Annotated in this window: 21 protein-coding genes; 9 read left to right on the top strand and 12 right to left on the bottom strand. The window is 60.4% G+C overall.

Features of this window, described 5'->3' with window-relative positions:
* The 3 genes from ACTJK7_RS08660 to ltrA form a co-directional block, all read right to left on the bottom strand.
* On the bottom strand, nt 1–777 hold the full coding sequence (locus ACTJK7_RS08660) for a class II glutamine amidotransferase (protein ID WP_025110635.1): 777 nt from the start codon (nt 775–777) through the stop codon (nt 1–3).
* A gap of 16 nt (nt 778–793) precedes the next feature.
* Nucleotides 794–1294, bottom strand: coding sequence for a hypothetical protein (locus tag ACTJK7_RS08665; protein ID WP_064383140.1), 501 nt, complete (start codon nt 1292–1294; stop codon nt 794–796).
* A 95-nt stretch (nt 1295–1389) separates the two neighbouring features.
* Nucleotides 1390–3087, bottom strand: coding sequence for a group II intron reverse transcriptase/maturase (gene ltrA, locus ACTJK7_RS08670; protein ID WP_440780614.1), 1698 nt, complete (start codon nt 3085–3087; stop codon nt 1390–1392).
* Nucleotides 3088–4235: 1148 nt separating this feature from the next.
* Here ltrA and ACTJK7_RS08675 point away from each other — a divergent pair.
* Together ACTJK7_RS08675 and ACTJK7_RS08680 are read left to right on the top strand one after the other, a co-directional pair.
* Nucleotides 4236–6290 (top strand): S9 family peptidase, encoded by a 2055-nt coding sequence (locus ACTJK7_RS08675; RefSeq protein ID WP_085605598.1) that lies wholly within the window; start codon nt 4236–4238, stop codon nt 6288–6290.
* A 139-nt stretch (nt 6291–6429) separates the two neighbouring features.
* A complete protein-coding gene (locus ACTJK7_RS08680; RefSeq protein WP_440780616.1) occupies nt 6430–6903 on the top strand; it encodes a Crp/Fnr family transcriptional regulator in 474 nt (157 codons plus the stop codon).
* On the opposite strand, the gene ACTJK7_RS08685 is transcribed toward ACTJK7_RS08680, so the two are convergent.
* Nucleotides 6900–7184, bottom strand: coding sequence for a hypothetical protein (locus tag ACTJK7_RS08685; RefSeq protein ID WP_039772629.1), 285 nt, complete (start codon nt 7182–7184; stop codon nt 6900–6902). The two genes, ACTJK7_RS08680 and ACTJK7_RS08685, sit on opposite strands and share 4 nt — an antisense overlap.
* 79 nt (nt 7185–7263) lie before the next feature.
* On the opposite strand from ACTJK7_RS08685, the gene ACTJK7_RS08690 reads away from it, so the two are divergent.
* The 4 genes from ACTJK7_RS08690 (at nt 7264) to ACTJK7_RS08705 (ending at nt 9496) form a co-directional block, all read left to right on the top strand.
* Nucleotides 7264–7950 carry a hypothetical protein gene (locus tag ACTJK7_RS08690; protein ID WP_085605596.1) on the top strand — a complete coding sequence of 229 codons (687 nt, stop codon included), beginning with the start codon at nt 7264–7266 and terminating at the stop codon, nt 7948–7950.
* A 48-nt stretch (nt 7951–7998) separates the two neighbouring features.
* Nucleotides 7999–8370 (top strand): YajD family HNH nuclease, encoded by a 372-nt coding sequence (locus ACTJK7_RS08695; protein ID WP_007944009.1) that lies wholly within the window; start codon nt 7999–8001, stop codon nt 8368–8370.
* 196 nt (nt 8371–8566) lie between these two features.
* Complete coding sequence (locus ACTJK7_RS08700) at nt 8567–9037, top strand: RNA methyltransferase (protein WP_007958066.1); 471 nt, start codon at nt 8567–8569, stop codon at nt 9035–9037.
* Between the two features lie 81 nt (nt 9038–9118).
* The gene (locus ACTJK7_RS08705) at nt 9119–9496 is read left to right on the top strand and encodes a YgaP family membrane protein (RefSeq protein ID WP_064383132.1); all 378 of its coding nucleotides are present in this window, start codon (nt 9119–9121) and stop codon (nt 9494–9496) included.
* Nucleotides 9497–9664: 168 nt separating this feature from the next.
* Here the strand turns inward: ACTJK7_RS08705 and ACTJK7_RS08710 are convergent, their stop codons facing one another.
* Nucleotides 9665–10894 carry a hypothetical protein gene (locus tag ACTJK7_RS08710; protein ID WP_323151558.1) on the bottom strand — a complete coding sequence of 410 codons (1230 nt, stop codon included), beginning with the start codon at nt 10892–10894 and terminating at the stop codon, nt 9665–9667.
* 20 nt (nt 10895–10914) lie between these two features.
* Nucleotides 10915–11364: a YcgN family cysteine cluster protein gene (locus tag ACTJK7_RS08715; RefSeq protein ID WP_007958058.1), complete on the bottom strand. Its 450-nt coding sequence runs from the start codon at nt 11362–11364 to the stop codon at nt 10915–10917.
* A 279-nt stretch (nt 11365–11643) separates the two neighbouring features.
* Here ACTJK7_RS08715 and ACTJK7_RS08720 point away from each other — a divergent pair, with 279 nt between their 5' ends.
* The gene (locus ACTJK7_RS08720) at nt 11644–12237 is read left to right on the top strand and encodes a nitroreductase family protein (RefSeq protein ID WP_011332926.1); all 594 of its coding nucleotides are present in this window, start codon (nt 11644–11646) and stop codon (nt 12235–12237) included.
* Between the two features lie 116 nt (nt 12238–12353).
* Here the strand turns inward: ACTJK7_RS08720 and ACTJK7_RS08725 are convergent, their stop codons facing one another.
* From ACTJK7_RS08725 to ACTJK7_RS08740, 4 genes are all read right to left on the bottom strand, one after another.
* Nucleotides 12354–13286: a D-2-hydroxyacid dehydrogenase gene (locus ACTJK7_RS08725; RefSeq protein ID WP_011332925.1), complete on the bottom strand. Its 933-nt coding sequence runs from the start codon at nt 13284–13286 to the stop codon at nt 12354–12356.
* A 106-nt stretch (nt 13287–13392) separates the two neighbouring features.
* Nucleotides 13393–13686 carry a YcgL domain-containing protein gene (locus ACTJK7_RS08730; protein ID WP_039772642.1) on the bottom strand — a complete coding sequence of 98 codons (294 nt, stop codon included), beginning with the start codon at nt 13684–13686 and terminating at the stop codon, nt 13393–13395.
* A complete protein-coding gene (rnd, locus tag ACTJK7_RS08735) occupies nt 13683–14816 on the bottom strand; it encodes a ribonuclease D (RefSeq protein WP_007958043.1) in 1134 nt (377 codons plus the stop codon). Before rnd ends, ACTJK7_RS08730 begins: the two co-directional genes overlap by 4 nt.
* 130 nt (nt 14817–14946) lie before the next feature.
* Entirely contained in the window at nt 14947–16596 is a 1650-nt protein-coding gene (locus tag ACTJK7_RS08740) for a phosphoethanolamine transferase (protein ID WP_085655506.1), read from the bottom strand.
* 298 nt (nt 16597–16894) lie between these two features.
* Here ACTJK7_RS08740 and ACTJK7_RS08745 point away from each other — a divergent pair, with 298 nt between their 5' ends.
* Together ACTJK7_RS08745 and ACTJK7_RS08750 are read left to right on the top strand one after the other, a co-directional pair.
* On the top strand, nt 16895–18079 hold the full coding sequence (locus tag ACTJK7_RS08745) for a cyanate transporter (protein WP_440780618.1): 1185 nt from the start codon (nt 16895–16897) through the stop codon (nt 18077–18079).
* Nucleotides 18080–18277: 198 nt separating this feature from the next.
* Nucleotides 18278–19213, top strand: coding sequence for a LysR family transcriptional regulator (locus tag ACTJK7_RS08750; RefSeq protein ID WP_108560059.1), 936 nt, complete (start codon nt 18278–18280; stop codon nt 19211–19213).
* A 3-nt stretch (nt 19214–19216) separates the two neighbouring features.
* On the opposite strand, the gene ACTJK7_RS08755 is transcribed toward ACTJK7_RS08750, so the two are convergent.
* The gene (locus ACTJK7_RS08755) at nt 19217–19582 is read right to left on the bottom strand and encodes a 5-carboxymethyl-2-hydroxymuconate Delta-isomerase (RefSeq protein ID WP_064383123.1); all 366 of its coding nucleotides are present in this window, start codon (nt 19580–19582) and stop codon (nt 19217–19219) included.
* Between the two features lie 57 nt (nt 19583–19639).
* A complete protein-coding gene (locus ACTJK7_RS08760; protein WP_011332920.1) occupies nt 19640–20566 on the bottom strand; it encodes a LysR family transcriptional regulator in 927 nt (308 codons plus the stop codon).
* Between the last annotated feature and the right edge of the window lie 29 nt (nt 20567–20595).

A 20595-nucleotide genomic window follows, 5' to 3' on the forward strand; every position in this document is an offset into this window, starting at 1 on the left:
TTATTCGGTCGTGCCTTGGCTGACGCATTCGCCGCGTCGCCACAGGCTCCATTGGCCCGGTTCGTAGCGGGTCCAGGTTTCGTTTTCGGTCAAGGGTTCGGTGGCAATCACCGTCACCACGTCGTTGGGCGTGGTTTCGGCCTGGAAGTCGACGATCACATCGACGTCCTTGAGCCGCGCCGGGCCAAACGGTGCACGACGGGTGATCTGCGCCAGTTTGGTCGAGCAATAGCAGAACAGCCAGTCGCCGTCGCTCAGCAGGCAGTTGAACACGCCCTTGCTGCGATATTCGGCGCAGGCCGCGACCAGATCCGGCAGCAGCACTTCTATATCGACCGGTTCCGGAAACGCTGCACGTACGCGGTTGAGCAAATCGCAGAACGCCGCTTCGCTGTCGGTATCGCCGACCGGGCGGTAAAAACTCTTGATCGGGGTGAAATCGGCGAGCTGGCCGTTGTGCGCGAAGCACCAGTTGCGCCCCCACAGTTCGCGGACGAACGGGTGGGTGTTGGACAGACAGACCTTGCCGACGTTGGCCTGACGGATATGACCGATGACCACTTCACTCTTGATCGGATAGCGCTGCACCAGATTGGCGACTTCCGACTCGCTGCTGGCCGCCGGGTCCTGGAACAGGCGCAAGCCGCGCCCTTCGTAGAAGGCAATGCCCCAGCCGTCGCGGTGTGGCCCGGTGCGACCACCGCGCTGCATCAACCCGGTGAAGCTGAACACGATGTCGGTCGGCACGTTGGCACTCATGCCCAGTAATTCACACATGTGCGGACTCTCGTGATTACAGGCGCGGCTCGACCCGCATGCGCTGCGGATTGCTCGGTACCGGCGGGCGACCGTAGCGGTCATCGCCGGCGCCGCCGAACGGTTGATCGGCGTCACGCTCGTCTTCGGCACGGGCGGCTGCGCGAGCCGCTTCGGCCTGTTCCTTGCGAGCGTTCGAAGCGCGCTCGATCGGGAAACGGATCAGCACGAAAATCAGGTACAGGCCGAACGCGATCATGGCATACATGAGCAGTTCGGAAATGGCGCGCCAGGCGTTGTTGCCAACCTTGAACGCCAGATCCAGCGCGGTGATGGCGATGGCCGGGGCGAATTTTTCCTTCACCGGGTCAATGATGGTCGGGCTGAACAGCAACACCGCCATCAGCACACGCAGCGGCTCGCGCAGCCAGCGCCACATCCAGCGGGTCATGCGCATCCACACCAGCAGGCAGCCCACGGCGGCAAAGGCGTAAAGGCCCCAGGCGATCAGATAGTCGTTCTCGGTCATGGTGTCCATGGCAAGGCAGGCAAGTCGGGTAGAGACAGACCATTACTGGTCTGCCTCCCCCTAAGAACCGTACGTGCGCCTTTCAACGCATACGGCTCAAGTCTTTAGAAAGCCCCGGTTGGAGCCGGCTTGTTTACTGTCAATCCACGGCTGTGTAGCTGCTGATGACAAACTGGATGCAATAGTACTCGGTTATCCAAGGTGTCTCCACCGCCTTGGGAGCGGTGGATTACATGATGGTCGTGCCACCCGCTTTCCTTGGTAATCGGCTGCTTGCACAGCGGACATAGACCTTTTTGGCTTTGAAAGAGACTTACGATCTGTTTCCGATACTTCAGCTTTTTAAGCATTCGCACCATTCGCAATTTCTCTCCCATTTCCTCCATGGAGGGATCGAAGGGGTTGTATTCCCCGCTCACCTTTCTATGCCGCTCGATCGCAGTGCTCGCTATTGAGTACAGGGGAGCTATTGCTTTCGTCCCGTCCGTCCTCATCGTCGTGGTGGCGAATACCCAACTTCTGCCTTCATGGGGTTGGAAATAACCCCTTCTAACCCATTCCAGCGATTTATTTGGATGTCGCCTTTTCGCCCAACGCCAAAGAGCATGGAAAACAGAGTTATCCATTCTGCTAAACGCCTTCTTGGCAACCACTGGCTGGTGGTACATCGCCCAGCCACGCAGTATCGGGTTCAGCCGTTGGATCAGATCCTCTTGCTTTGCCGTTTTGTTGGTACTGATGACGTCCTTCACCTTGCGATAGAACGCTTTCACGTTTTTCTTGCTTGGCTTGATCAGGAGCTTTCCATCGTACTTACGGAAATTCCATCCCAGAAAGTCAAAGCCTTCGTCTATGTGAACCACGCGGGTTTTCTCGAGTGACAGCTGCAATCCTCGCACAGCGAGGAATTGCTCCACCCAAGGTCTGATTTCGCTTTCCAGCATCTCTTTCGAGTTTCCGGTAATCACAAAGTCATCCGCATAGCGCACCACATTGATTTTCAGCTTCTTGGCCTTCGTCACGCCCAAGTGTCGCTTGAGCTGTGACTCCAATCCATCCAGCACCATATTTGCCAAAGTCGGCGAGATGATCCCGCCTTGTGGCGTACCGGCATCCGTTGCCTGAAGCTGGCCTTTATGAATCACTCCAGCCTTCAACCATTTCCGGAGGATCGTTTTGTCCGTAGGAACATTGGCGATCAGCCAGTCATGGTTGATATGGTCAAAGCAGCCTTTGATGTCCGCCTCCAGTACCCATTCGGCCGAAACCTTCTTGGATAAGCAGATGAACAGCTGTCCCATTGCGTCTGCGGTAGAGCGCTCGATCCTGAAGCCGTAGCTGTTCGGATCTCCGGTGGTTTCTGCAATGGGCGCCAGAGCTAGCAGGTATAGAGCCTGCATGGCCCTGTCAGTCATGGTCGGGATGCCTAGTGGGCGCTCCTTCCCGTTTGACTTCGGAATGAACACACGCCTTAGAGGCCGTGGTTTGTATCCGTGGCGCTTCAACCCGTTTGCCGCTTTCCATTTGGCATCGGGTGTATCCCAGAGCACGCGGTCGACTCCCGCCGTGCGCTTGCCCTGGTTTTCAGTGACTCGCCGAACGGCCAAATATCTGGCCGATCGAGAGCGGGTCAGCATTCGTTGCAGGGAATTAACCCTGCGCCAATTGCCTTCCCGACAAGCCTTCGCAATCCGTAACTGCATTGCCCGGACATTCCGCTGAACACGCCACCAGTCGATGTCATGCCATTGTTGCGGAGCGCCGGAAGGCGCAGACACGGCCGTGGGGCTGTGTACTTTCATGCTGCCTTCCTCTCAAGTTGCCTGAGCTGAAGACGTACGCATCCCCTGACGGGAATGGACGTCCCGTCAGGGCTGGATTAATGGGAAACCTCAACCGCAGGTTTCTGAATTATTGAGACAGACTCAGTCAGAGTTCATGCGACGAAAGACCACGCAGAAGTCTGCCCGGTTTCCCGTGGGGTGATGTTCCAACCCCTATTCGACCCATTACAGATCGACTTTCGCTTTCTCTGCGATCCCATACCCGCACAGCCAACAGATCCCCTCGCGGTTCACCTGCCCGAAGGCAGCCATACGGGCTTACCACGTTCCCTGCCTGTCACACGATTGGTTTAGGGCCTGCCTTTTCGCCGGTGATCCTGATGACGACGTATCTCCAGCCTCTACAGAGATATCCGATCACTTTACCTTTTGGCTCAAGCCTGACAGCTGTTTTGGCTTGTTTATAATTACGACGTTTATCAGCAGTTCACATATGTTGCCCATGCCAACCAGCCTGGCGCCTCAACCCGGTTCAGCTCCGAGCATCTCTACATCCCCTCACGGCGGCTGCAGACCTTTTCAGGGGCTACGTTGTTAGAAAAGCTTCACACCTCATCGTTGCCAATGACGCATGTCTTCCTAGGCTATCGTTGGTCGTACAACGAGTCCGCTGCCAACTTGCAAGCAAGCTGGATGGACAATGACAGACAAAGCTTTCGCTCGAGTCTTCAAAGGGATAAGCAGGAACTGACAGAGTCAGCATGCTTAGAAAAGTGCTTCCTCCTGTTTCGGAAGCAGGAGAAAACCCTTGCGGGGATTCTTTCCCGCTGGGGTGAGGTTCTGTGAGAACCGAAGATGAGGATGCATTCTAGAAAGAAAAAGATCCTTTCCCAGTCGATTGTGTCGAATGCTGATCGACTGTGGGGATGCCCCGCCGCAACGGTAAGTCCTTGACGGCAATGGACTTCTTTGATGGATTTTTATTCCGGAGATTGGGTACTCCAGCCTTGGCTGTAATCAAACAGCCCTTCAAGATGACCATCCACCTCGAAGTCTTGAAGACACGCTACGCGTGTCGCACAGAGACGCTTATAGTAACGACTTTTCGCACGTCAGGCTTCCCCGCCGTCCGTGCGGCCCTTATTTGTCATGTCCGAGAGCTTTCCATGCCCGTATCCGCCAACGTCATCAGCGCCCCGATTGCCCACAAGGCCGCCGGTCACGACCCGTACGCCTGGCTGCAGGAACGCGACACCGACGCGGTGCTCGACTACCTCAAGGCTGAAAACGACTACCAGCAGGCGCAGACCGCCGATCAGGCCGAACTGCGCGAAACCCTGTTCGAAGAGATCAAGGGCCGGATCCTCGAAACCGATCTGTCCCTGCCCTCGCCATGGGGCCCGTACCTGTATTACACCCGCACCACCGCAGGCGACGAATACGCCCGCCACTACCGCTGCCCGCGTCCGGCCGACGACAGTCTGACCCTCGACGAAAGCCGCGAACAGCTGCTGCTCGACCCGAATGCTCTGGCCAATGGCGGCTTTTTCTCCCTCGGCGCGTTCAGCATCAGCCCGGATCACCAGCGCCTGGCCTACAGCGTTGATGCCTCGGGCGACGAGATTTACACGCTGTTCGTGAAGGAATTATCCAGCGAGCGTGTGAGCGAACTGGAATTCCAGGACTGCGACGGCAGCATGACCTGGGCCAATGACAGCCTGACCCTGTTCTTCGGCGTGCTCGACGACACCCATCGCCCGCACAAACTGTTCCGCTACCGCCTGGACGGCACCGCCGCCGAAGAGGTATTCCACGAACCGGACGGGCGTTTCTTCCTGCATTGCTACCGCGCCAGCTCCGAGCAGCAATTGCTGTTGTCGCTGGGCAGCAAGACCACCAGCGAAGTCTGGGCACTGGACGCCAATCAGCCGCAGCAGCCGTTCACTTGCCTGGCGCCACGGGTCGAGGATCACGAATACGACGTCGATCACGGCAAGCTCGATGGCGAGTGGACCTGGTTCATCCGCACCAACCGCGACGGCATCAACTTCGCCCTGTATCAAGCGCCGGACACCGGTATTGCACCGAGCGAAGCCGACTGGCAGAACCTGATTCCGCACAGTGATTCGGTGATGCTCGATGGCGTGACCCTCAACGCCGAAGCCCTGACCCTGAGCCTGCGTGAAGGTGGTCTGCCGATCATCGAAGTTCGCCCACACGGTCTGGCGCCTTATCGCGTGCAATTGCCGGACGCGGCCTACAGCCTCTACGTGCAAAACAGCCTTGAATTCGAAAGCGACCGCATTCGCCTGCGCTATGAAGCGCTGAATCGTCCGGCTCAGGTTCGGCAACTGATCCTCGCCACCGGTGAACAGACCGTCCTCAAGGAAACCCCGGTGCTCGGCCCGTTCGACGCCGACGCCTACGTCAGCCAGCGCCTGTGGGCGACTGCGCCGGATGGCACCCAGGTGCCGATCAGTCTGGTGATGAAACGGGAAATGGTCGGCAAAGCGGTGCCGCTGTACCTGTACGGTTACGGCGCCTACGGCTCAAGCCTCGACCCGTGGTTCTCCCACGCGCGGCTGAGCCTGCTGGATCGCGGCATGGCGTTCGCCATCGCCCACGTTCGCGGCGGTGGTGAACTGGGCGAAGCCTGGTACCGCGCCGGCAAGCAGGAGCACAAGCACAACACCTTCAGCGACTTCATTGCCTGTGCCGAATTCCTGATCCTCAACGGCATCACCACCGCGCCACAACTGGCGATCAGCGGTGGCAGCGCCGGTGGTTTGTTGATCGGCGCGGTGCTCAACCAGCGTCCGGATCTGTTCGGCGTGGCGATTGCCGAAGTGCCGTTCGTCGACGTGCTCAACACCATGCTCGACCCGGATCTGCCGCTGACCGTCACCGAATACGACGAGTGGGGCAACCCGGAAGAACCGGAGGTCTACGAGCGGATCAAGGCCTATGCGCCGTACGAAAACGTCACCGCGCAGGCGTATCCCGCAACACTGGTGATCGCCGGCTACAACGACAGCCGCGTGCAGTATTGGGAAGCGGCCAAGTGGGTGGCGAAATTGCGCGCGACCAAGACCGATGACAATCCATTGCTGCTCAAGACCGAACTGGGCGCCGGCCACGGCGGCATGAGTGGTCGTTATCAGGGATTACGTGACGTAGCGCTCGAATATGCATTTGTTTTCAAGGTTCTGGGCATCGCCTGAGGAACTCCGCCGGTCACTTGGGTCTTAATTCCAGACATTAAGAGCCGATACACATAGAACCCTGTGGGAGCGGACAAGCCCGCTCCCACAAGGAATGTGTAACGCGCGGAAACCGTGAAAACAAAAAGACTGTGACGACATGTCAGAACCAACCCTACTGAACAACGAAATCCGCGACTGGCTGATGGACTGCGGCCTGTTCGATCAATTGCAACTGGCGGATTTTGCCGCTGCCTCGGGCTACTTCAGCATCAGCACCGTGGCTGAAGGCGAAGCGATCTTTCGCGAAGGCGATGCCGGCAGTTTCATGTGCATCATCCACACCGGCCAGGTGGCCGTGCAGAAAACCGGTGGCGACGGTCAGGTCGTGACCATGGCCACCCTGCGCAGCGGCTGGGCGTTCGGCGAAATGGCCGTACTCGACGGCGAACGCCGCTCGGCGACCTGCGTGGCGGCGAGCAACTGTCAGTTGCTCAACCTCGGCAAGGATTCACTGGAAAAAATGCTCAATGACGCGCCGAAGATCGCCGCCAAGATAATCCGCGCCCTCGCCGTCTCCCTGTCCAAACGCCTGCGCATGGCCGACGGCCAGCTCGCCGCCCAGCAGATCTAGCCTCCCGGGGATTTCGGTTTGCTGTCGTTCTGTTCCAGGCCCGGCAAGGGCTGATCCTTGGTCGGCGGGCTGGGCATTTCGATCGGCACCAGCGGCGGGCCGCCACTGCCGGGGCCGGCCTTGGGAATCGGCACAGGACTGATCTGCGGATACGGGGTTGGCGTCGCCGTGCCGGGCGAGCCCGGTTGCGGTGTCGGGCTGACGGGAATCGTCTGTTGCGCCTGTACGGCAGTTATCGAGAGCGCGGCCAGGGTAATGACCGTTAGAATGGTGCGCTTCATCAAGGGCTCCGTTGGCCTGAAGTCTGCCTTCAGGCTACTCCCAACGCGCCGGCTTGCCTTCCCCCCTGTAGAGATTTCCATGAAACGTTTCGTTCTGCTCGACACCACGCCGATCCCTGACAACGGCGGCGCCCTGTGCCTGTTCGAGTATGGCGAGGACTTCGTCATCAAGATTCAGGGCGGCGACGGCGGCCAATTGATGAACACCCGCATGCACGGTTCCGAAGATGCGCTAGCCGAGATCCCGTGCCGCAAGGTCGCCGGTCGGCCGGACTCGCGGGTGCTGATCGGCGGGCTGGGCATGGGCTTCACCCTCGCCTCCGCGCTCAAGCATCTGGGCAAGAGCGCCGAAGTGGTGGTCGCCGAACTGGTGCCCGGCGTGGTCGAGTGGAACCGTGGTCCGCTCGGTGAAAAGTCCGGACGTCCGTTGCTCGATCCGCGCACGGTGATCCGTCAGGAAGACGTGGCCAAGGTGCTGCAAAGCGAGCCGAACGGCTTCGACGCGATCATGCTCGACGTCGACAACGGCCCCGAAGGCCTGACCCAGAAGGCCAACAGCTGGCTGTATTCCGCCGCAGGCCTGGCCGCGTGCGCCAAAGCGATGCGGCCCAAAGGCGTGCTCGCGGTGTGGTCGGCCAGCGCCGACCGGCAGTTTTCCGACAAATTGAAGAAAGCCGGTTTCAAGGCCGAGGAAGTGCAGGTCTTCGCCCACGGCAACAAGGGCACGCGCCACACGATCTGGATTGCCGAGAAGCTCAAGGGCTGAGCTAAACTTGCCCCCTAACCGTCATTAGTCTTCTGCAAAGGTGAACCCATGAGTTCGTCCACCCCGACCAACACTTCGAAGCTGGATCGCATCCTCGCCGACAACCAGCGCGACAAGGAAATGGGCTACCGCGACAAGGCCCTGAAGATGTACCCGCACGTGTGCGGCCGCTGCGCCCGTGAGTTTTCCGGCAAGCGCCTGAGCGAGCTGACTGTGCACCACCGTGACCACAACCATGACAACAACCCGCAGGACGGTTCCAACTGGGAACTGCTGTGCCTGTACTGCCACGACAACGAACACTCGCGCTACACCGACCAGCAGTACTTCGGCGAAGGCTCGCTGAGCACGCCGAAAATCGCCAAGGCTACGCATAACCCTTTTGCTGCCTTGGCCGGGTTGATGAAGAAAGAAGACTGAGCCACCACTCCGATCGTTCCCACGCTCCGCGTGGGAATGCAGTCCGGGACGCTCCGCGTCCCAAAGCGGACGCAGAGCGTCCATTGAGGCATTCCCACGCAGAGCGTGGGAACGATCAGCACCGCAGATCCTGAATCTGCCCGCCCTCCCCCAATCCCCGTATAATCGCCCTCTTTTTCCCGAAGGCACCCCGCTCGTGGCAGACAAACGGTACAGCTGCATTGGTTTGTATAACCCCAAATCACCGGAAAACGTCGGTTCGGTGATGCGCGCCGCAGGCTGCTACGGCGTGTCGACCGTGTTCTATACCGGCAAGCGCTATGAACGCGCCGCCGACTTCGTCACCGACACCAAGCGCGTGCACTACGACATCCCGCTGATCGGCATCGACGACCTGAAAAAGATCCTGCCGCTCAATTGCGTCCCGGTCGCCGTGGAACTGGTCGATGGCGCCCGCCCGCTGCCGGAATACACCCACCCGGATCGCGCCCTGTACATCTTCGGCCCCGAAGACGGCTCGCTGGATCAGGAGATCCGCGACTGGTGCGAAGATGTCGTGTACATCCCGACCACCGGCTGCATGAACCTCGCCGCCACGGTCAACGTTGTGCTCTACGACCGCATGGCCAAAGGCCTGAATACCCGCTCCGGGCCGAAATTCCGCTGAAACGCCGCACATCCGATGGAACGAGCTGACCGCCTGCGCAGTCAGCTTGTTTATCCATTACTCATTGCCTGGAGAAAGATCATGACCGAGCTCAAACGCGTCGAACGTATCGAATCCACCCCGTTTCAGAGCCGTCCTGAGCAGAACGTCGAAGGCTGGGAGCGCATCGGCTCGCTGGCCGGCGGCGTGATCATGGTCGGTAAGGGCCTGCGCCGTGGCGGGGTATTCGGGCTGATTCAGGTGGCGATTGGCGGCGTGGCCATGGCCCGCGGCATTACCGGTCACAGTTCGGTGAAAAGCCTGCTGGAGAAAAGCCGTCAGGACATGAACAACGTGCGGGCGAAGATCGAGCGGGCCGGTGAAGAACTGAGCAAGCTCAAGGCCAATGCCGAGGCGGCGACCAAGACCGCCACCGTGACCGGCAATGACTCGGTGAAATCGCCGAAAGCCGGGGTTTGATCCTGGATTTGCCTTGAGGCTGATGGCCTCATCGCTGGCAAGCCAGCTCCCACACTGTTTTGAGTTGGGCACAAATCAGTGCCCAACCCACAAACCGATTTGGGCGGGACAAAAAATCAGTGCTCACCGCTAGAACCTGTGGGAGCGGGCTTGCTCGCGAAGGCGGTTTTACTGCAGTAACCCGGTATCAAGGACTTTGGACGACTCGCCGAGAATGCTTTCGGCGAGTTGCACGAATTCTTTTGTATCGACAGTCCCCAGGTGCATCGCCCCGCGCAGGACATCATCCAGCGAGCGCTTGTTGCGGGTCTTCAGGCGAATCTCGCCATCCAGCTCCTGCAACAACAGCACCGCTTTCGACAGCTGCGCGGGGCTAATCTGCTCGCCGCGCAGGGTCGTGACTTTCTGGCTGTCCTTGGCCAGTTTCGCCTGCAACGCCTGATAACGCTCGTCGCTCATGCCCCCGGCACGGCGCACCAGTTCGATGGCGTAATACTCGGCAAAACCCTCGCTGATCCAGTCGCTGCGCTGCTCGTCGTTGATCCGTCCGAACACCTGCACCAGCTCGCGCATCAGGGCGCTGCTGCCGTTTTCGCTGACCAGCGGCAACCGCGTGTTGAGGTAGATCGACTCTCGCGCCGCGAGGCTGCCACGCCACATCGGGTCGTTGGCGCCGACAATCAGCAGTTTGCTCGGATGGCGCGGAAACACCGCCTGCACCTGCGGCCAGACAAACGTCAGCAGCGTCAGCACATCCATCCGGCGCATGCCCTGCCCTTGCGGCGAGGCCACCGTGACTTCGGTTTCCCCCAACCGCGTGCGGCGGCTGCCGAGGTGGCCGGCGAGCATCCAGCCGGTCGGGCGGTCGAACAGGCGTGACGGATTGTCGATACGGAATTTGTTCTTGCCGATGCGCGGCCAGGCGGTTTCGACGCTTTTCCAGCCGTCGGGCAATTCGAAGTGCAGGCGCGCGACCAGCTCGATGCCATCCTGCTGATCAAGCCTGGCCGGCGGCACCAGTTCATCGCCGCGCATCAGCGCCCAGGTCGGGGTCATGCGCGTGTCGAAGCTGCCGTTCTTGCGGCCGTGGCTGATGCGTACGCGGTAGGTCAGGCTGGCCTTGTCCGCCGTCGGGCGCCAGACCCCGTGCGCCGCTTTGCCCGGCGTCAGTTGCCACTGGCCGTCGGCCTTGAAGTCGCTGTAGTGGCTGCCGTCGCCGAGGTCGAAATCCAGGCTGCGCACGACTTCGCCCTTGGCCAGGGTCAGGCGCACTTCGGCCTGATCGCTCTGCGGCAGCAGGCGTACCTGATAATCCAGATCGACTTTCTTCGCCGCCCACACCGGCGCACTCAGCGCCAGCAGCGTGACGATCAGCGCCCGGCGCAATCCCGTCGCCATACCTGCTCCTGGGTCAATCGTCAGCCTGCGCGAAAAATCAGGTGATCTTCCCAGTCGTCTTCCGGCACGCTGCCTTCGGCGAGCATGCGCCCGGACTGGGAAATCCGTTCGTGGTGTACAGCGTCGCGATCACCGCAGACCAGGTGATGCCACAGCGGCAGATCCTTGCCTTCGCTGACCAGCCGATAACCGCAGGTCGGCGGCAGCCATTTGAATTCTTCCGCCTGGCCCGGGGTGAGCTGGATGCAGTCCGGGACAAACTTCATGCGGTTCGGGTAATCGCTGCACTGGCAGGTTTTCAGGTCCAGCAGTTTGCAGGCGATGCGCGTGTAATAGACGCTGTTGTCTTCCTCATCCTCGAGCTTTTGCAGGCAGCACAGGCCGCAACCGTCGCACAGCGATTCCCATTCCTCGTGATCGAGTTGATCGAGGGTTTTGCGTATCCAGAACGGTTCGACTTTGGCGGCCATGGCTCAAGCATCAACATCAGGTGGTGAAAAGGCCGCCAGTCTAGTGCCCAAGGCCCCGTGATCCAAGCGCTGGCGACTGCCGGTTGTGCGGGGCTTGTCAGTTTTTGCGCGGCCAAGTAGCTTTGCCGGTCACACCAGGCCTTTGCCGGATGCCATAAACGCTCGACCGCGTTGCATCCGGTGATCTGCAGGCTTGCGCCACAACCCCATCGTTCAGCCCAACTGATCCCGCCGGGTTTCGCTTCCAACCTGTCCTCAAACGTAGCAAGGAATCTTTCGATGAGTGCCAACCCTCGCGTTGCCGAATACGCCATTCACCCGCAGTTCACTGATCGCTGGTCGCCCCGCGCCTTCACCGGCGAAGCGATCCCGGAAGAAACCCTGCTGAGCTTCTTCGAAGCCGCACGCTGGGCGCCGTCGGCGTACAACTCGCAGCCGTGGCGTTTTCTCTACGCCCGTCGCGACACGCCGAACTGGGAGCGTTACCTGGGCCTGCTCAATGAATTCAACCGCAGCTGGGCGCAGCACGCGTCGGCGCTGGTGATCGTGATTTCGAAAACCACCTTCACCGCACCGGGCGCGACCGAGGAAACACCGGCGCTGTGGCACACCTTCGACACAGGTTCCGCCTGGGGCCATCTGGCGCTGCAAGCGAGCCTGAGCGGCTGGCACACCCACGGCATGGCCGGCTTCGATCAGGAGCTGACCCGCAAGGAGCTGAACATTCCAGAAGGTTATGCGCTGCATGCCGCCGTAGCGGTGGGCAAGCTGGGTGACAAGGCAACCCTGGCGGATTACCTGCAAGCACGGGAAACGCCGAGCCCGCGTCGTCCGCTGAGCGAACTGGCGGCTGAAGGCGATTTCACCCTCTAAGCCCCGTTTGATCGTTCCCACGCTCTGCGTGGGAATGCCTCAAGGGACGCTCCGCGTCCAGTGACGCGGAGCGTCACGGGCTGCATTCCCACGCGGAGCGTGGGAACGATCTCTAGTCAGTAACCGCGTGCGAAATCCACTTCCCCACGCAACGCTTCGCCCGCCTGATACGCCCGCACGTTATCCAGAAACAACTGCACCATCATCGGCGGCGAGGTCGGCGCCGAGCTGTGCCCCGTCAGCAACAAGCCCCATGCAGTCCAGAACGGATGCCGTTGCGGCAACGGTTCCTGACGGCAGACATCGATCACCGCGCCCGCCAGATGACCTTCCTTCAACGCTTCGACCAGATCCGCATCGACCACCGCGACACCGCGTCCGGCGTTGATGAACAAACCGGTCGGCTTGAATTGCTTGAACAGCGCCGCATCGTAAATGTCGTGGGTGTGCTCGGTGTTGGGCAGCAGGTTGACCACGTAATCCGCCTCGCCGACCAGCCGCGGCAAGTCCGCCATCGAACCGACTTCGACAAACGGCGCCTGCTCGCGGGCGCTGCTGGCGATGCCGTACAACTCGACGCCGAACGGCAGCAGGAACTGCGCCACGCTCTGGCCGATGTCACCGGTGCCGACGATCAGCACCTTGCGCCCGACCAGACTCTGGCCGGTGCGGTTGTCCCACTTGCGCTCGACCTGGCTGACCAGCCGCGCCAGCACTTCGCGCTCGTGGCCGAGCATGTAGGTCAGCACGTATTCAGCCATCACCTGGCCGAAAATGCCGACCGCCCGGGTCAGGCGGTAATCCCGGCGCAGGCCGTCGGCCAGCAGCGGCGTGATCCCGGCCCAGGTCGATTGCAGCCATTGGGGCTGATGGCCCTGACGCAGCAGGGTCGCCAGCAGATCCGGCTGGCCCAGCCACACCGGGCAATCGACGGCCTGGCGGGCCAGTTCGGCGGAGTCGCCGCTGGTCAGTACTTCAAGCTCCGGGGCCGCCTGACGCAGCAGTCGGGCGTATATCGCGTGGTCGTGTTCAGCAATCAGAACGCGCATCTTCAAACCTTTCGCAAACCGTGCAGGCGGCCGTCCACTTCGTGGCAGCCGTCGCCGTAAAAACCGTTCCAGGGGTTACCAGAGGCCCAGGACAGGGCCTCGCGGATCAGACCGGATCGTTGCGTCGCAGCAACTCTTCGGGCAAGTGCTCGATGTACTCTTCCTCGGCCGGTGGCATTTGCAGGTGATAGCCCTGCTTTTCGAGGTTTTCCAGGACCACGGCGATGTCTTCGCTGGCCAGCTTGCGCTCGGGGGTCAGTACCAGATCGAAGGAATGCCTGGCCTTGCCGAACGCCGCCATCAGGCCTTCCGGCACGCGCTCCAGCGCATCGCTCTTGAGCACGTACAGGTACATGCCGCTTTTCTTCGAACTTTGATAAATGGAACAAATACGTTTCAAGGCTGTTCTCCGGCGGTGGCCAGGCTGTCGAGCAGCTTCTGGCCCATCAATTCGCGGCGCCAGCCACGCAGCGAATCAGGCAATTGGTAAGGGCCCTCGGGGAAGCCGCTTTTGACCAGCGCTTCGAGGGTTTTCTTGCGCAGCATCAGTTCCGGCGCGATGCCCAGACGTTCAGCTTCGGCCTGACCGAGCGCCCGCAGCTGTTTGATCAGCGCGGCGGCTTCGATCGGCAACGGCTCCGGCACGGCTGGCGGCCATTGATCAGGCCCCACACTGCCAGAGCGCTTGATCAGATCAAGCAGAAACTCGCCGTCCTGACGCACGGTACGCGGGTGCATGTCTTCGATCTTGCCCAGCGCGCTGAGGTTGTCCGGTTGGGTCCGGGCCAGCGGCCACAGCGAGTGTTCACGGACGATGCGATTGCGCGGCAGGTCGCGGGCGCGGGCCTCGCGCTCACGCCAGGCGCACAATTCGCGCAGCACAGCCAGTTGGGCGCGAGACAGCTTCCACGCCAGTTTGGCCTCGCGATACACCTCGTACGGATCGGTCTCGCGGCGCAGGTTGGCGACCAGTTCGGCGCCGTCCTCCAGCACCCAGGCGAATTTGTCGTCGGACAATTTCGGGCGCAGTTGTACGAAAACCTCCGCCAGATGCACGGCGTCTTCGGCGGCATAGCTGATTTGCGTGTCGGACAACGGACGCTGCAACCAGTCGGAACGGGTTTCGCCCTTCGGCAGTTCGATGCCCAGCACTTCCTGCACCAGACGCGAATAACCCATCGAGAACCCGAGGTTCAGGTAGGCAGCGGCCAGTTGGGTGTCGAACAGCGGCGCCGGCAGGCTGCCGGTCAGGCGCAGCAGGACTTCGAGGTCTTCGCTGCAAGCGTGCAGGACTTTGAGCACCGCCGGGTTTTCCAGCAGCGCGGCCAAGGGTTGCCAGGCGTTGATGGTCAGCGGGTCGATCAGGTAGGCGCGTTTGCCGTCGCCAACCTGCAACAGGCCGGCAATCGGATAGAAGGTGTCGACCCGCATGAATTCGGTGTCGAGGGCAACGAACGGCAGCTGCTGCCACTCGGCGCAAAACTGCGCGAGGCTATCGTTGTCGCGAATCCAGTGAATATCGATGGCCACACGGCTCTCCCTTCAAGAATGGCGCGCAGTATATATCGCCACCGGCGCTTTCCGCGCCTCTACAGGGCAAGAGCTTGATGAAATCTCCTGCCTGTGGGAAAGAATAGTCTTACAGAGTGAGTCTGCCGGCTCAGTCCTTGGCCAACACCCCGTCGATCACCGCGCCCCGGCAGCCGGCAAACATGTCCAGATCGGGCTGGTAGACCTTGCTCTGGACTTCCAGCAGACCGAGCATCGAGTGAAACAGGTTGTCCTGACTCAATGGCTTGTCGCGGCTCATTTGCAGGCAATGGGTGTCGACTGAGTAGGACTTCTGATAGCTGTCGGAGAACCAGGCCAGCATCGCCACGTGTTTCTGCTGCTCCGGCGCCAGCATGTACGGCGTACCGTGGAGGAACAGGTTGTACTCACCCAACGACTCGCCGTGGTCGGACAGGTACAGCATGGCGGTATCGACCTTGTCCTGATTGCTGCGCAACACATCGATCAGGCTCGACAGCACATGGTCGGTGTACACCAGCGTGTTGTCGTAACCGTTGACGATGCTCTCGCGGCTGCAATTGTTCAGCGCGTTGCTCTCACATACCGGAGTGAAGTGTTCGTATTCCTTTGGATAACGCTTGAAATACTCCGGGCCGTGGCTGCCCATCTGATGCAGGACCAGCACGGTGTCCTTGTCCAGGTGATCGATGAAGCTTTGCAGGCCCTGCAACAGGATTTCGTCGCGGCATTCGCTGTTGGCGCACAGCGCCGGATCTTTCAGATTGCTGACATCCTGCAGGGTGACACGATCGCAGGTGCCTTTGCAGCCCGACTGGTTGTCGCGCCAGATCACGTCGATCCCGGCCCGTTTAAGCACGTCCAGCAACCCTTCCTCATTCTTTGCCTTGCTGGCGTCGTAATTCTTGCGGCCCATGTTGGAGAACATGCACGGCACCGACACGGCAGTTTCCGTGCCGCAGGAATGCACGTCGGTGAAAGCGATCAGGCCGGCTTCCTTGTCCAGTTTCGGTGTGGTGTCGCGGCCATAACCGAGGATGCCGAAGTTTTCCGCCCGGGCACTCTCCCCCACCACCAGCACCGTCAGGGATTTGCGCGGATGGTTCTGCACGGCGGCGTTGCGCTGGGCGTCTTCACCGATTGTGACGAACGGTTGATGCACCGAGGCCACCTGCTCACGCAGATAACCGGCCGAGGCGCCAATGTAGTTGCTCGGCACCAGCATCAAGCGAATTTCGTGGTGATTGCGAAACAGCGACGACAGCCCTTGATAATTGGCCAGCGCCACGCCGCCAATGACTGCAACCGACGCCACACTCACCACAACTTTACTTAATAACTCGCGATGCCAACGACGATAGTTGACTGGAACTTTCCACAACAACCAGGACGGCAAGACACCTAGAAAAACAATATAAGCCAGCAACTTCAAAGACAGCAGGTCGCGCACTTCAGTGGCATTGGTTTCGGCAAAGTTGCGAAACATGCCGGCATCGATCATGACCCCGTATTGGCTCATGAAATAAGCCACGCCGGCACTGACCATGAACAACAACGTCAACACCGGTTTCAACACGGGTCGAAACGCCAGCAACGTCAGCACGATGTTATACGCCGCGAAGATCATCACCCCGAACGCAATGCGCATGGCAATGCCCTTGCCGTCCGCAGCGGTAATATCGAACAGGTGCTGCCAGAGAACGAAATTGAATCCGGCCAAAAGAAAGGCGCTGGCAAACAACGTCACCCATTCCGGGCGCACGGCTTTTAACTTGAGCATGGCGAGGGGCGATTTCCTTGAAAGAAGTGCCGTCGTCAATTGTGAAAATTTCATTGACTCAGACCACACAAACTTTAAGCACGCAACCATCAATTTTTTGTGAAAAAGAAGCCAACGATTAGTTGGCCCATGAAATAACCATGAAACTTTTGGAGTATTTGAGAATGGTTCAGCTGTGGTTCAGTCGTGGGCAACGAAAACGCGGTATCGAATTTCTCGATAGCGCTCCCGACTTTCTGATTTGCCGCCCCGCTCGCCTGCCCGCCTAATCGGCAGCCTCTGGTTCAAAGGTCTGACGATGGAAAACGTACGCGCCACTGCCCGCCCCGCTGTCTGGCTGATGCTCGGCATCATCCTGGTCGCCCTCAACCTGCGCCCGTCGATGGCGGCGGTCGGGCCCTTGCTCTCGGCCATTCGCGGCGATATGGCGCTGAGTTTCAGTCTCGCAGCATTGCTGACCCTGCTGCCGGTGATGGCGATGGGGCTGGCGATGTTTTTCGGCATGACGGTCAGTCGGCGCCTCGGTGAACACCGCACGGTACTGCTGTCGTTGCTGATCATTGGCTTGGCGACGCTGTCACGGTTGTTTCTCGACTCGGCGGGAGGATTGATCGCCAGCGCCGTGCTGGCCGGGATCGGCATTGCCCTGATCCAGGCCTTGATGCCCGCGCTGATCAAATCGCGGTTTCCTGACAACGTGGCGCTGTGCATGGGGCTTTACGTCACTTCGATCATGGGCGGCGCGGCGCTGGCCGCTTCGTTCGCACCATGGGTGCTGATGCAAACCGGTAACTGGCGGGCAGGGCTTGCCGTCTGGGCGGTTTTGGCACTGCTCGCCATTCCTGTGTGGTGGGCAACCCGCGCCACGTCACCGGACACCACCCGGGCCGTAGTCAGAAAAGAATCTTTCTTCACGAATTCCCGCGCCTGGTTGCTCGCGATCTTCTTCGGTCTGGGCACCGCGTCCTACACCTGCGTGCTGGCCTGGCTGGCGCCGTACTACGTGGAAAAGGGCTGGAGCGAACAAAACGCCGGCCTGATGCTGGGTTTTCTGACGGCCATGGAGGTGATTTCCGGGCTGGTAGTGCCCGCCATCGCCAATCGCAGCCGTGACCGACGCCTGGTGCTTGGCACCCTGCTCGGCCTGATCATCGCCGGATTCCTGGGGCTGATCCTCAGCCCGCAGCACCTGAGCCTGCTGTGGCCCTGCCTGCTCGGACTCGGCATCGGCGGGCTATTCCCGATGAGCCTGATCGTGTCCCTCGATCACCTCGACGAACCGCAACGTGCCGGCGGGCTGACCGCATTCGTACAAGGAATCGGTTACCTGATTGCCGGGCTGTCGCCGCTGATGGCCGGGGTGGTTCGCGATCGACTGGGCAGCTTCGAGTGGGCCTGGTGGTCACTGACGGCAGTGATGGTGCTTATGCTGCTGATGGTGCTGCGCTTCAACCCACGGCATTACGCGCAACACATGGAATAATCTGGCCGACCCGTCTGGATAAAGGCTTCTGGCCATCTTCACCGGCTTTAAGTTGGCACGTCGTGTTACTAAAACTTTCTGTCCCACAACTGACCGTGAAACGTCCTACAGGGCTTTCTCCTGGCACCATCGTTCCGTTACGATCATGCGCACACGTTTGCGCGGATTCGGCGCAAGGAGCACAGCGAGACGGAACGGATGCTGAACAGTAACTTGCTTAGAAAGCTCGACATGCAGGATCTCATGGTGTTTGTCGCCGTGTATGAGCAAAGCAGCGTCACCGATGTGTCGGAGGCGCTGTTCGTCAGCCAGTCCACCGTCAGTTACTGCCTGAAAAAACTGCGCACCAGTTTTGAGGACGAGTTGTTCGTCAACACCCGCACGGGCATGCGCCCGACCTACAAGGCCAGCAGCATGTACGGCCATGTGCAGAAAATCCTCGAAAGCATCAACCTGTGCCACGCCGGCGCCCCGACCTTCGACCCGATGGCACAAGCGGTGACCTTCAACATCTGCGCACCGGAATACTTCGAACAACTGATCCTGCCGCGAATGTTGAAACGCTTCGACTTCGATGACTTGCCGGTGATGATCAACATGCACAAGTTCGAGACCGACGTGCCGGTCGAAGAGTTGCGCGACGGCAGTCTCGATCTGGTGATCTGTTTCGGTCCGAACTTCCATCGCAGTCACGCCGACCTGAAATCACGCATGCTGCTGGAAGATGACCTGGTCTGCGTCTTCGACAAACGCGCCACGCCGCTGGAACCGCGCCTGAGCCTGCAAGCCTTCACCGAACGCCGGCATGTGTTCCCGACACCGTGGACGTCGACCACCAACATGGTCGATGGCTGGCTGGCGCGGCAGGCGCAGAAACGCCAGATCGTCGCCCGTTCCAACAGTTACAGCGCGGCGCTGAAGATGATCACCGGCACCGACTTCATCCTGACCCTGCCCCGGCGCATTCAGCGTTTGCTGACCAACGACGCGGTGTTCCAGCACTGCGAGGCGCCCAATGGTCTGCCGGGCTTCACCCTCGACATGCAGTGGAGCCACAACGTCGATCAGGACAGCGCCAACCTCTGGTTGCGCGAGCAGGTCATCAAGACCTGCGCGGAGCTGGAAGCGGCCTGAGTCCTACACGCCGATGGCGACTTTGCTGTAGGACTCGCGGTCGATATCGAGCAGTTCCACACTCAACTGCACCTCGACCCCGACCGGCCATTCGCACAGGTCCTGCAACACCGCCAACAGGTTCTGCGACAGTTGTTTCTTGATCTCCGAAGATCGACCGCTGAGCAGCGCCAGCCTGACCGCGACAAAGGCGCGCTCGTTCATGGCGGTGCCGACCTTGAAGGTTTCAACTTTGAGCGCACGGCTCTTGATATCGAATTCCGCCCCGAATTGACCGGAACCCACCAGGGTGTTGTTGAGCCGGATCAACGCAACATCGGCGTTCAGTTGCGGCAGGTTGGCGGTGTATTCCAGGTGCAGGTGCGGCATTTCGGTGCTCCAGTGGTTCGGCGGAAAGGTCGTACATATAACACAGCAATGCCTGACTCACTCCAGCGACGACATCACCGGCCGCTCACTCATGAATTGCTCCAGCCGCGAACGCAGCCAGCGCTCGCCCGGGTCGCTGTCAACGTGGCTGAGCCAGACCATCGACAGATCGAGGGTCGGAGTCTTGAAGGGGAACGGCTCCTTGAACAGCAGGCCGGACGCGGCCATGGCGTCGGCGGTGTAGTCCGGCAGGCTGGCGATCAGATCGGTGCCGGCCAGCAGCGCCGGCAACGAACTGTACTGCGGCACCGACAGCACCACCTGACGGGTGCGACCGATGTCCGCCAGCCACTCATCGGCATAGCCGCTGACATTGGCGGTGTGGGAAACCAGCACGTGGGGACGTGCGCAATATTCATCGAGGGTCAGCGGCGTGTCGGACTTGTCGGCGCGCAGGATGCTCGGCTGAATGTGTCGCAGCAATTTGCGCTTGGCATTGGCCGGCAGACCACGGGTCTGGCTGATGCCGACGGTGATGTCGCCGGCGGCCAGCAGATCGGGAATCCGCCAGTAATCGACGTGCTGCACCACAAACACCACGCTCGGCGCTTCCTGGCGCAAAGCGCGCAGCAGCGGTGGCAGCAGCCCGAATTCAACGTCGTCCGACAGCCCGATGCGAAAGGTCATGGTGCTGACGGCGGGATCGAAATCCCGAGTCAGGCTAAGGGCCACCGACAACGAGTCGAGCGCAGGCTTGAGATGGCGATAGATGTCTTCGGCACGGGCGGTCGGCTCCATGCGATGACCGACGCGGATGAACAAAGGATCGTTAAGCATGGTGCGCAGACGGTTGAGCGCCGAGCTGATGGTCGGCTGGCCGAGAAACAGCTTCTCGGCGGCCCGGGTCACGTTGCGTTCGAGCATCAAGGTCTCGAACACCACCATCAGGTTGATGTCGGCCTTGCGTAGTTCATTGCGGTTCATCCATTGCCCCCCGATCCCCAGATTGGGCG

Origin of the sequence: Pseudomonas sp. 22085 (genome assembly GCF_052045815.1) — a bacterium.
Classification (GTDB): Bacteria; Pseudomonadota; Gammaproteobacteria; order Pseudomonadales; family Pseudomonadaceae; genus Aquipseudomonas; species Aquipseudomonas glycinae.